Genomic DNA, 11,223 nt, shown 5'->3' on the forward strand with positions numbered 1-11,223 from the left:
GCGCTACGACTCCTCGCGCCAGACGGGGGGCGTCGCCGGGCGGTCGCGGCGGTCGAGGCCCAGGCGCAGCCGCAGCAGCGTCCAGAGCGCGATCGCGCCGTCCCTGGCGCGGATCTTCTTCCCTTCGGCGAAGCTCCGCGGCGCGTAGCGGATCGGCACCTCGACGATCCGGCGGCCGGAGCGGAGCAGCTTGGCGGTGATCTCGGGGCAGAACTCGAAGCCGCGCGCCGCGAGCCGCAGCTCGGGCACGAGCTCGCGCCGCACGACCTTGTAGCCGGTCGGCTCGTCGGTGATCCGCTGGCCGAAGAGGATCGTCGTGAAGAGGCTCACGACGCGGCCGCCCCAGTAGTAGCGGTCGTAGGAGCGGTTCGGGCTGCCGAGGATCCGCGAGCCGTAGACCGCGTCCACGCGCGGGTCGGCGAACGGCGCGAGAAGGGCGGGGTAGTCGTCCGGGTCGTACTCGAGGTCGGCGTCCTGGACGAGGACCAGCTCGCCGCGCGCCGCGTCGAGCCCCGCGCGCACGGCGGTCCCCTTTCCCTGATTCCGCTCGAGGCGCAGCAGACGCCCGCCGGTGTCGCCGCGCAGCGCGGTCGCCGCGGCCTCGGCCGAGCCGTCGGTCGAGCCGTCGTCCACGAGGATCAGCTCGCGGCGGAACCCCGCCGGCAGGGGCGCGGCGAGGACGCGGGCGACGACGCGCGGGAGCGTCGCCCGCTCGTTGAAGAACGGCACGATGATCGAGACGAGCCCGTCGGCGCGGGACGACGTCACTCGGTCGGCTCCGCGGGCGTCGGCGGCATGTCGGGAGGCTCGGGGAGCTGGTCGGCGCCGCGGCGGCGCGGACCGCCCCGGCGACGGCGGTCGCCCCCGGCGGGGCGGCGGGCGGGCGGCTCGGGAACGGGCGCTTCGCCGCCGTAGGCCTCGAGCAGCGCGGCGCGCCACTTGGCGGCTTCCTCGCGGAAGTCGCCGGTGGCGTGCGCCATCACCTCGAACATGTCGATCGCCTCGGGCATGAAGGCGCGCTTGAGCGGGAGCGCCCCGCGGCGCTTGCGGCCGTCCTTCGGCGGCGCGAGCTTCGGCAGCGTCGCCAGCACCTGGCGCATCCGCTCGCCGTCCTTCTTGCTGATCGCGATCCGCTGGGCGATCGGGCGGAGCGTCTCCAGCGCCTCGTCGGCGTGCGGGACGCGCAGCTTGCCGTCGGCGTTCGCGCGCGGCGTGAGGAGCAGCGGCGCGAGGAGGATCGCGAACTGGACCGCGGCGGTGAGCGGGGCGCCGGCCTGGGCCCGCGCGTCGGCGACGCGCAGCGCGGCGCGCAGCGCCTCGACCTCTTCCGGCCCTTCGTCGCGCAGCCGCGCGCCCAAGTGGGCGGTCAGCTCGGGGACGATGACCTCGAGAATGCCCGAGGCGAGCATCATGTCCACGGCCGGGGCGATCGCGCCGCCGCGGAACATGCGGAGGATGTCCTCGCCGATGCGCGGCGCGGCGGCGCGGAGGATCTCGCCGCGGCAGAGCTCGACGGCGCGCCAGGTGTCGGCCTCGACCTGGCAGCCCATGCGGGCGGCGAGGCGCACGGCGCGGAGCATCCGGATCGGATCCTCGCGCATCCGGACCATCGGGTCGCCGATCGTGCGGATCAGCTTCCGCTCGGCGTCGGCCACGCCGCCGACGTAGTCGAGGATCGTGCGGCGCTCGACGTCGTAGAAGAGGGCGTTGACGGTGAAGTCGCGGCGGACGGCGTCCTCCTCGGCCGTGCCGAAGACGTTGTCGTCCTTGATCAGCAGCTCGCCGTTCTCGTCGCCGCCCGGCGCGTTCTGGGCGCGGAACGTCGCGACCTCGATGATCTTGTCGCGGAAGAAGACGTGCGCGAGACGGAAGCGACGGCCGATGATCCGGCAGTTCCGGAAGAGCCGGCGCATTTCGCGCGGCTCGGCGGAGGTGACGACGTCGAAGTCCTTCGGCTTGAGGCCGAAGAGGAGGTCGCGCACGCTGCCGCCGACGAGGTACGCCTTGTGCCCGGCCTCGTTGAGGCGGCGCACGATCCGCACCGCGTCGGCGTCGAGGTCGCCCTCGGCGAAGGCGCGGGGCACTTCGACCAGCTCCGCGCTGGGCGGGGCGTAGTCGGGGGGCGGCGGGGGCAGTTCGGCGGGCAGGTCGAGCGGGCGCGCCAGTCGTTCCAGGTAGGCCGGAAGAGCCTCGGTCATTGGTCGTTGTCCATTCTGTGGGGGCGCGGGGCAGGCCGCGCGCAGACGCGCATTGTAGCAGCCGGAAAGGGGGCGGAGACAAGAAGCGGGCGGGACGCGGCGCGCCCCGCCCGTTCCTGTTCCCCTCGCGGGGGCGATTTACTTGGCGGCGCCGAGGAAGCCGAGGAGCCACCGCTTGTTCACCGCGCGGTTGACGTTCGTGATCGCGTCGGTGAGCGGGATCTCCTTCGGGCAGGCTTCGACGCAGTTCTGGGCGTTGCCGCAGGCGCTGATGCCGCCCTTGCCCATCAAGGCGTCGAGCCGCTCGCGCTGGTTGAGCGCGCCGGTCGGGTGCAGGCCGAAGTAGAAGGTCTGGCCGATCGGGGCGGGGCCGATGAACTTGGTCATGTCGTGGCCGTCGAAGTTGGGGCAGGCTTCCATGCAGCAGCCGCAGGTCATGCAGCGGCTCATCACGTAGGCCAGCTGGGCTTCGGCCGGGTCGCGGCGCGGCCCGGGGCCGACGTCGTGCGTGCCGTCCACCGGAACCCAACCCTTGACCTTCTTGAGCGCCTCGAACATCGCCTGGCGGTCGACCATCAGGTCGCGGACCACGGGGAACTTGGTCAGCGGCGCAAGGTCGATCGTCCCCTCGGGCAGCTCGTCGACGAGCGTCGAGCAGCTCTGCCGCGGCCGGCCGTTGACCAGCATCGTGCAGGCGCCGCAGACCTCTTCGAGGCAGCTGCAGTCCCAAACCGGCGGCGCGCAGCGCTTGCCGTCGGCGTCCACGGGATTCCGGGCGATCTCCTGCAGGCAGGAGATGATGTTCAGCTTCGGACGGTAGGCGAGCCGGAACGTCTGCACGTACTTCGGCGCGCCGGGGCCGTCCTGGCGGTGAATGCGGAGGATGATTTCCGAACGCATCGTCGTCTTTGCCTCCGTCAGTCGTACTTGCGCGCGACCGGCTTGATCAGCGAGGTGTCCACAGGCTCGTACTCCCAACGCGGCCCTTCCGGCGTCCAGTCGGCGATGATCGTCTTGAGCCAGTTGGCGTCGTCGCGCTGCGGGAATTCGGGCTTGTAGTGGGCGCCGCGGGATTCGTCGCGCAGAAGGGCGCCGCGGGTGATCATCCGCGCCAGTTCGAGCATGTGCCCGAGCTGGCTGACGAACGGGATCTCCGGGTTCATGTGGCCGGCGGCGTCGTTCACGCCGATGTTCTTGTACCGGTCCATCAGCTCGGTGATCCGGGCGTCGGTGGCGCGCAGCTTGGCGTTGTCGCGGACGATCGTCACGTTCGCGGTCATCAGCTCGCCCAGCTCGCGGTGGAGCGCGTAGGCGTTCTCGCTCCCCTTCAGCGCCTGGATCTCGGCGAAGCGGGAGCGCCACTTGCCGCGCGCCGCGTCGAAGATCGCCGGGTCGGCGTCGGCGGCCCGCGTCTCCGCCTTTTCGGCGTAGATCGCGGCGGCCGGGCCGGAGATCATCCCGGCGAAGATGCAGGACAGCAGCGCGTTCGCGCCGAGCCGGTTGGCGCCGTGGTACTGGTACTCGCACTCGCCCGCGGCGTAGAGGCCGGGGAGGTTCGTCATGTGGTTGCGCGGGCTGGCGAGGTCGAGCATCCCGTCGGCCGTGCGCTCGTAGTCCACCCACAGGCCGCCCATCGAGTAGTGGACGGCGGGGAAGATCCGCATCGGAACGGTGCGCGGATCGTCGCCGACGAACTTCTCGTAGATCTCGAGGATCGCGCCGAGGCGGCGGTCGAGGAACTCGCGCGACTTGTGGGTCAGGTCGAGGTAGACCTGCCCCTGGCCGCCGACGCCCATCTCGAGGTCGTAGCAGACGTGGTAGATCTCGCGCGCGCCGATGTCGCGCGGCACGAGGTTGCCGAAGCGGGGGTACTTCTCTTCGAGGAAGTACCAGCGCTCTTCTTCGGGGATCTGGCGCGGGTCGCGCGGATCGCCCTTCTTGCGCGGCACCCAGCAGCGGCCGCCTTCGCCGCGGGCCGACTCGGACATCAGCCGGAGCTTGTCCTCGCCGGGGATCGCGGTGGGGTGGATCTGGACCATCTCCGGGTTCGCGAACCGCGCCCCTTCGAGGTAGCAGGCGGCGGCGGCGGAGCCGGTGCAGATGACGGAGTTGGTCGAACGGCCGTAGACCATGCCGAGGCCGCCGGTGGCGAGGATCGTCGCGTCGGCGGCGAAGGTCTCGATCTTCATCTCGCGGCGGTCGAGGGCCACGATGCCGAGGCAGCGCTTGTCGGAGTCGAGGACCGGGCCGAGGAACTCCCAGTACTCGTACTTCTTGACCAGCCCTTCGGCCTCGTAGCGGCGCACCTGCTCGTCCAAGGCGTAGAGCAGCTGCTGCCCGGTCGAGGCGCCGGCGAACGCCGTGCGGTGGTACAGCGTCCCGCCGAAGCGGCGGAAGTCGAGGTTCCCTTCGGCCGTGCGGGAGAACGGCACGCCGATGCGGTCGAAGAGATAGATGATCTTCGGGGCCTCGTAGGCCATGTGCTTGACGGGCGGCTGGTTGGCGAGGAAGTCGCCTCCCTTGACCGTGTCGTAGAAGTGAACGTCGGGGGAGTCGTTCTCGCCCTTGATGTTCACGGCCGCGTTGATGCCGCCCTGCGCGCACACCGAGTGGGAGCGCTTGACGTTCACGACCGAGAACAGCAGGACTTCGTGGCCGGCTTCGGCCAGCTTCCACGTCGCCATGAGGCCGGCGAGGCCGCCGCCCACGACGATGAAACGGGGCTTGGCGCTCATCACTTGGTCTCCGTCTGGCCGGCAGCCGGCTGCTGCGCCGGCGCGGGGGCGGACTGTTCGGACTTGGGCTGAGTCTGAGGCTGCGGCGCGGCCGGAACGGCGGGCGCGGGCGCCTCGACCTTGGCCTTCTCGGCCTCGTTGAAGACGGTCACGCCCTCGAGGCCGAACGGGTGGAAGGCCATCCAGAAGTTCACTCCGGCGACGGCGAAGAGCAGGGCGACGCCGACGGCGGCCCAGGACCAGGCGCGCTGGGCGGCGCGGCCGGTCACGATGCCCCAGTGGAGCGCGAAGCCCCAGAGCCCGTTGCCGAAGTGGAACGACGCCGCGAGCACGCCGACAAGATAGAGCACGGCCAGGGCGGGCGTCTGCATCTTGTGCTCCATCAGCTTGAACATGTCGCCGGTGTCGATCCCGAACCACGCGCCGAAGCGGGTCGTGAGCACGTGGTAGGCGATGAAGGCGATCAGGAACACGCCGGTGAAGCGCTGCCAGGTGAACATGTGGTTGCGGGCGTACGGCAGGCGCGTCGAGTTGAACTTCGCCTCGAGGACGATGATCAGTCCGAGGATCGCGTGGAACAGGATCGGGACGGCGATGCCGAACAGCTCGATCAGGTAGAGGTAGGGGAGGGACTTGAGGAATTCGACCTTTTGGTTGTAGGACGCCGCGCCTTGCAGCGCGAACGAGTTGGTGAAAAAGTGCTCGCACAGGAACACGCCGATCGGGACGATTCCGGTGAGGCTGTGGAGCCTGCGGAGCGTGAAGTACTGCCGCGCGGTCAGGGGCATTTGGTGCGCCTCCTCGCTGCGATGAGCCGAGCGATGATCCTCGAAGGGGACGAACGCGCCGGACGGAGCGGTGGGGAGTGCCCCGCGGCGCGGGTCGCGAGTGTTTTGGAGCGGCTAATCTATCAGAGGAAACCTGCGTGAACAAACCAGCAACTTATTCGCTGGCCGCTGCGGCGCTGCTCTTTTCGTACGTCGTTTTTGCGAGTGCGGGAAGCGGAACAGCGGCGACAAGCGTCTCGCCGCTGGCCGGATGGGCACGGCTTCGCCTGACCGCGTCGAAGTTCCTCGTCGCCTCGGCGGAGTCGACGATCGAGCGGTATCCCGCGGCGCCGCGTCCGTCGCTCGTGCGCGTGGCGAGTCGGCTCACCTATTTCGGAAAGACGCGGCTCCATCAGGGGTTCGGCGAACGAGACGCGGAAGATCGTCCGTTGCCGGCGCACTGGATGGAGATCGATCCGGGGATCAAGGCGCGCGAAGCGACGGTGGACGCGGAGCGGCGGCTGGTGTTCCGCCGCTTCGACGCGCCGGACGGCGCGCCGACGCCGTGGCGCGGTCGTTGGAAGGAAGGGCGGCGCGAGGAGAAGACGCTCGCCGCGGCCGGCGACGGCGCCTGCGGCGGGCCGATCGACGCGTGGTCGTTCCTCGGACGCCTGGACTGTCTCGCCGGCGCCGCGGAGACCGACGTCGCGCTGCTGACCAACGACGGACTGGTTCCGGTGCGCGCCGTGCGGCGCGGGACGCGGTCGGTCGAACTGTGGCTGGACGATCTCGACGGCGGCGAGCCGCGCAATCCGACGGTCCAGGCGGTGGAACTGGCTCTCTTGCCGGCGCCGGGAGGGCCGTCCCCGTCGGTCTTCGGCCTCGACGGCGAGATCTCGCTGCTCGTCGATCCGGCGAGCGGAGCGCTGCTCGAGATCGCGGGAAAGCGGTCCGGCATCCCGGGGACGATTCGCTTCCGCTTGGTCGGCGCGGGGTTCAAGGCGGGGCGGCTTCCGGAGACGCCGTGGCCGTCGCAGGCCATTCGCGCCGACGTCGCGCCCCCCGCTTGACGCGGGGCGCCGACCTCTCTAGTCTTGCCCCCTTTTTCGGAGGTTCGCCCGATGGCCGAAGCGCCTCGCCGCGGTTTTCTGAAGACCCGCCTCGCGATCGATCCGACCGCCTTCGTCGCGCCGAACGCGACGATCGTCGGGGAGGTGACGATCGCCGCGGACGCGAGCGTCTGGTACGGCGCGGTGCTGCGCGGCGACATCGAGCCGATCAGCGTCGGACCGCGGAGCAACGTGCAGGACGGAACCGTCGTCCACGTCGACGCGGACTGCCCGACGGTGATCGGCGCCGACGTGACGATCGGCCACCGCTGCGTGATCCACGGCGCGACGATCGGCGACGGCTGCCTGATCGGCATGGGAGCGGTCGTCCTGTCCGGCGCGAAGATCGGCGCCGGATCGCTGATCGCCGCGGGCGCGGTCGTGCGCGAGGGGTTCGAGATTCCGCCGCGGTGTCTTGCCGCGGGGGTGCCGGCGAAGGTCGTCCGCGAGCTCGACGACGCGTCGCTGGAGCGGATCCGCCGCAACAAGGACAGCTACGTGGAGTACGCGGCCGCCTACCGCGACGGGACGCTCGGCGGAGGGCCGCATGCCGGACGGTGAGACCGCGCGGTTTCTGAAACTCGTCGTCCCCGGGTCGCGGATCGTGCTCACGACGCACGTCCATCCGGACGGCGACGGCGTCGGCAGCGAACTCGGGCTGGCCCGCTTCCTGCGGGACCGCGGCGTCGTCGCGCGGATCGTCAACTGCGATCCGCCGCCGATGTCGATGGCCGGTCTCGATCCCGACGGACTGATCGAGGTCTACCAGCCGGCGGTCCACGATGCGGTCGTCGGCGAGGCCCACGCGGTCGTCTCGATCGACAACTCCGACGTCGCGCGGCTCGGCGCGATGGCCGCCGTGGTCTCGTCCGCGCCGGGGATCAAGGCCTGCATCGACCACCATCCCGATCCGGACCCGCTCTGGGGGCTGCGGATCGTCGATCCGCGCGCCTCGTGCACCGGCGTGGTCGTGCTCGGCGTCCTCGACGCCGCGGGGTACGAGCCGCCGCGCGACGTGGCCGAGGCGCTCTACATCGCGCTCTTCTCCGACACCGGGCGGTTCCGCTTCGGCAACACCAACGCCGAGGGGTTCCGCGCCGCGGCGCGGCTGGTCGAGGCCGGGGTTTCGCCGGCCGAGGTCTACGCGCGCCTTTCGGAACGGCGCTCCGCCGGCTTCCTGCGGCTCGCCGGGGCGATCCTCGCGGGGATGGAAGTCCGCGCGCAGGGGCGGGTGGTGCTGCTGCGCGTGCCGCAGGCGCTGCTCGACCGCTTCGGCGCGAAGGCCGAGGACCTGTCGGACGTCATCAACCAGGCGCTCAAGCTGGAGAGCGCGCGCGGCGCGGCGCTGTTCCGCGAGATCGAGCCGGCGAAGACGAAGATCAGCCTCCGCTCGAAGGGGGCGCTCGACGTCAACCAGATCGCGCGCCGGCACGGCGGGGGCGGGCACCGGAACGCGTCGGGCGTCGTGCTGGAGATGGCGATGGAGGACGCGATCGCCGAGATCGCGCCGGCGCTCGAGGATCTGGTCGCGGAGTAGCTTTCGTTCGATCCGCGGCCGCGGAGGCGGGGCGCGGCGAAGGCGGCGTCAGCCTTCGTCGTCCTGCTGGTCCATCCGCTCGAGGAACTCCGACTCGACGAGCACCTGCCGCGGCCGCGAGCCGTCGGCGGGGCCGATGATCCCCTCGCGCTCCATCTGGTCGATGATCCGCGCCGCGCGGGAGTAGCCGAGGCGCATCCGCCGCTGCAGGAACGACGTCGAGGCCTGGCCGGTCGAGACGACGAGCCGCACCGCCTTGCGGTACATCGGGTCGTTCGTCATGTCGACGTCGCCGTCGGCGCCCTCGGCGCCCGCTTCCTCCGGCGGATCCTCGAGGATCGACTTGTCGTAGTCCGCCTTCCCCTGCGCCTTGAGCCACTGCACGACCCTTAGGTTCTCGTCCTCGGAGACGAACGCGCCGTGGACGCGCTGCAGCCGCGCGCTGCCCGGCTGGCGGTAGAGCATGTCGCCGGCGCCGAGCAGCCGCTCCGCGCCGGATGCGTCGAGGATCGTGCGGGAGTCGATCTTGGAGGCGACGCGGAACCCGATCCGCGCGGGGAAGTTGGCCTTGATCGACCCCGTGAGGACGTCCACCGAGGGGCGCTGCGTGGCGAGGACGAGGTGGATGCCGACGGCGCGCGCCTTCTGCGCGAGCCGCGCGATCGCCTCCTCGACTTCCTGGCCGGTCGTCATCAGCATGTCGGCCAACTCGTCGACGACGATCACGACGTAGGGAAGATGCGCCGCCTCGTAGGACTCCGACTCGGCCCGCGCCGGGATCGTCTGGATCGCCTTGGCGACGGTCGAGGGGCTGGCGGCGACAAGCTTGTTGAAGGCGTCGAGGTGGCGGACGTTGCAGGCGGCGAGGAGCCGATAGCGGCGGTCCATCTCGCGCACCGCCCACTTGAGGGCGTTGCCGGCCTGCTTCATGTCGGTCACGACCGGCACCAGAAGATGCGGAATCCCCTCGTAGAGCCCCAGCTCGAGCATCTTCGGGTCGATCAGGATGAACTTCACCTCGTCGGGGCGCGCGTTGTAGAGGATCGAGGTGATGATGCAGTTCAGCCCGACGCTCTTGCCGGAGCCGGTCGCGCCGGCCACGAGCAGGTGCGGCATCTTGGCCAGCGAGGCGCAGCAGATCTCGCCTTCCTGGGACTTGCCGAGGCCGACCGTGAGCATGTCGCCGCCGCGGCGGAAATGATCGGACTCGAGCACTTCGCGCAGCGCGATCGTCTCCCGGCGGCGGTTCGGGACTTCGATTCCGACCGCGGAGCGGCCGGGGATCCGGTCGAGCCGCACCGATTCCGCCTCGAGGCCCAGCGCGAGGTCGTCGGCCAAGGCGGTGATCCGCTGCAGCTTGATGCCGGCGTTCGGGCGGAACTCGAAGGTGGTCACGACCGGGCCGGGGTGGATCGCCATCACGTGGCCGTCGACGTGGAACTCCGCGCAGCGCTCTTCGATGTGGCGCGCCAGCGCGGCGAGCTCCTGCTTGTCGGGCGGGACGCGGGCCGGGGCGGGGGCGAGCAGCTCGACCGGCGGCAGCTTGGCCTGAGCCGTCGGCAGCTCGACCGGCAGCCGCGGCTGCTTCGGCTTCGGGGCCGGCTTGACGGCCCGCTTCCGCGCGGCGCGCGGCGGCGCCGTCGGCGCGGGGGCGACGGGGCGCGGCGCGTCCTCTTCCTCGGCGAACGGCGCGGCGGCCGCGTCGTCTTCGTCGTCCTCGTCGCCGCCGAAGGCGTCCTCGATCGAGGCCGGGGCGGGGGCGGGAACGGGGCGCCGCCGCGGCGGCTCGATCCGCGGCGCCGGCGCCGAAACCGGCGCGGAGACGGGGCCGGAGGGGAATTCGGCGGACGGCTCGTCGAACTCCGCGTCGAGCGGCGGGTCGATGTCGGGAGGCAGCGGCTCGACCGGCTCGTCCCAGCGGTCGCGGCCGCCGTGGGCCGAGCTGAAGAGCTGCTCGACGTCGTCGAGGAGCTCGTCCTCGTCGTCGTCGAACGCCTGCTCGCCGGGGCGCACGCCGCGGCCGCGCATCAGCCGCCCGGACGAATCGTCGGCGGCGGGGGGCTGCCGCTTCGCCGCGCGGCGCGGCTCTTCGGCCGCGGGCGCGGCGGGGCGCGCCGGACGCGCGGGCCGCTTCCTTCGCCCGAACGGCCAGAGGAAGCGGAGCAGGCCGCGGCGCGGCTTCGCCGGACGCTCCGGCTGGGGCGGCGCGGGGCGCGCGCCGCGCCGCACGATGCCGGTCGCGGTCGCGGGGCGGCGGTCCGAAAGGGCGCGGGCGGCGAGGACGACGCCGGCGACGAGCAGCGCGCCGGCCACGACCAGCGCGCCGACCTCCGAGAGCGCGGAGGTCAGCGTGCGCGCGAGCACGACGCCGAGGACCCCGCCCGCCGGATGCGGCGCGTCGCGGTACTCGATCTGCCGCGCGACGAGCGCGAGAAGCAGCGTGCAGGCCAACGCGACGAGGATCCAGCCGAGCAGGCCGCCGCGCTTGCGGGCGTTCGAGGGGTTGCGGAACCGGCCCCAGGCGAGGAAGCCGAGGGCGGGCGGGAAGAACCACGCGGCGAGGCCGAAGACGCCGACGAAGAAGGCGGCGATCTGCGCGCCGACCGGGCCGATCCAGTTCTGCGGGCGGCCGGGGGCGGCGACGAGCCACGACGGGTCGTCGGGGGCGTAGCTGGCCAAGGCCAGCGCCAGAAGCAGCGCGATCGCCGCGAAGACGACCCCGGCCACTTCCCGGCCCCGCGACTTTGCCTCGACCGTCGGTGCGCTCACGTCCCTCGTTCCTCGTCCCGGCGCGCGTCGCGCGCGCCGGGCACATCTTATCGCGGATCGCGCGGTCGCCGCCGCGCGGCCGCGGCCGGGTCAGAGGACGAAGAGGAA

Annotated in this window: 9 protein-coding genes; 3 read left to right on the forward strand and 6 right to left on the reverse strand. The window is 71.7% G+C overall.

Annotated elements, in window-relative coordinates; genetic code table 11:
- Window positions 1-3 precede the first annotated feature (3 nt).
- From LLG88_03635 to LLG88_03655, 5 genes are all read right to left on the reverse strand, one after another.
- On the reverse strand, window positions 4-768 hold the full coding sequence (locus tag LLG88_03635) for a glycosyltransferase family 2 protein (protein ID MCE5246000.1): 765 nt from the start codon (window positions 766-768) through the stop codon (window positions 4-6).
- Window positions 765-2,198, reverse strand: coding sequence for a polynucleotide adenylyltransferase PcnB (gene pcnB, locus LLG88_03640; protein ID MCE5246001.1), 1,434 nt, complete (start codon window positions 2,196-2,198; stop codon window positions 765-767). The genes LLG88_03635 and pcnB overlap by 4 nt, the downstream gene beginning before the upstream one ends.
- 138 nt (window positions 2,199-2,336) lie before the next feature.
- Window positions 2,337-3,098, reverse strand: a complete 762-nt coding sequence (gene sdhB / locus LLG88_03645; GenBank protein ID MCE5246002.1) for a succinate dehydrogenase iron-sulfur subunit — start codon at window positions 3,096-3,098, stop codon at window positions 2,337-2,339.
- Window positions 3,099-3,115: 17 nt separating this feature from the next.
- On the reverse strand, window positions 3,116-4,933 hold the full coding sequence (gene sdhA / locus LLG88_03650) for a succinate dehydrogenase flavoprotein subunit (GenBank protein MCE5246003.1): 1,818 nt from the start codon (window positions 4,931-4,933) through the stop codon (window positions 3,116-3,118).
- The gene (locus LLG88_03655; protein ID MCE5246004.1) at window positions 4,933-5,721 is read right to left on the reverse strand and encodes a succinate dehydrogenase cytochrome b558 subunit; all 789 of its coding nucleotides are present in this window, start codon (window positions 5,719-5,721) and stop codon (window positions 4,933-4,935) included. The genes sdhA and LLG88_03655 overlap by 1 nt, the downstream gene beginning before the upstream one ends.
- 137 nt (window positions 5,722-5,858) lie before the next feature.
- On the opposite strand from LLG88_03655, the gene LLG88_03660 reads away from it, so the two are divergent.
- The 3 genes from LLG88_03660 to LLG88_03670 are packed head-to-tail and all read left to right on the forward strand — an operon-like array spanning window position 5,859 to window position 8,346.
- Window positions 5,859-6,770, forward strand: coding sequence for a hypothetical protein (locus LLG88_03660; protein ID MCE5246005.1), 912 nt, complete (start codon window positions 5,859-5,861; stop codon window positions 6,768-6,770).
- Window positions 6,771-6,821: 51 nt separating this feature from the next.
- Window positions 6,822-7,370, forward strand: a complete 549-nt coding sequence (locus LLG88_03665) for a gamma carbonic anhydrase family protein (protein ID MCE5246006.1) — start codon at window positions 6,822-6,824, stop codon at window positions 7,368-7,370.
- Window positions 7,357-8,346 carry a bifunctional oligoribonuclease/PAP phosphatase NrnA gene (locus LLG88_03670; GenBank protein MCE5246007.1) on the forward strand — a complete coding sequence of 330 codons (990 nt, stop codon included), beginning with the start codon at window positions 7,357-7,359 and terminating at the stop codon, window positions 8,344-8,346. Before LLG88_03665 ends, LLG88_03670 begins: the two co-directional genes overlap by 14 nt.
- Window positions 8,347-8,394: 48 nt before the next feature.
- On the opposite strand, the gene LLG88_03675 is transcribed toward LLG88_03670, so the two are convergent.
- Window positions 8,395-11,115, reverse strand: coding sequence for a DNA translocase FtsK 4TM domain-containing protein (locus tag LLG88_03675; GenBank protein ID MCE5246008.1), 2,721 nt, complete (start codon window positions 11,113-11,115; stop codon window positions 8,395-8,397).
- Window positions 11,116-11,223 lie beyond the last annotated feature (108 nt).

Source organism: bacterium (assembly GCA_021372775.1).
Classification (GTDB): domain Bacteria; phylum Acidobacteriota; class Polarisedimenticolia; order J045; family J045; genus JAJFTU01.

Coding starts and splice junctions, on each gene's coding strand:
- pcnB (MCE5246001.1), bottom strand. CDS start 2,198: ATGACCGAGGCTCTTCCGGCCTACCTGGAACGACTGGCGCGCCCGCTC.
- sdhB (MCE5246002.1), bottom strand. CDS start 3,098: ATGCGTTCGGAAATCATCCTCCGCATTCACCGCCAGGACGGCCCCGGC.
- sdhA (MCE5246003.1), bottom strand. CDS start 4,933: ATGAGCGCCAAGCCCCGTTTCATCGTCGTGGGCGGCGGCCTCGCCGGC.
- LLG88_03655 (MCE5246004.1), bottom strand. CDS start 5,721: ATGCCCCTGACCGCGCGGCAGTACTTCACGCTCCGCAGGCTCCACAGC.
- LLG88_03665 (MCE5246006.1), top strand. CDS start 6,822: ATGGCCGAAGCGCCTCGCCGCGGTTTTCTGAAGACCCGCCTCGCGATC.
- LLG88_03670 (MCE5246007.1), top strand. CDS start 7,357: ATGCCGGACGGTGAGACCGCGCGGTTTCTGAAACTCGTCGTCCCCGGG.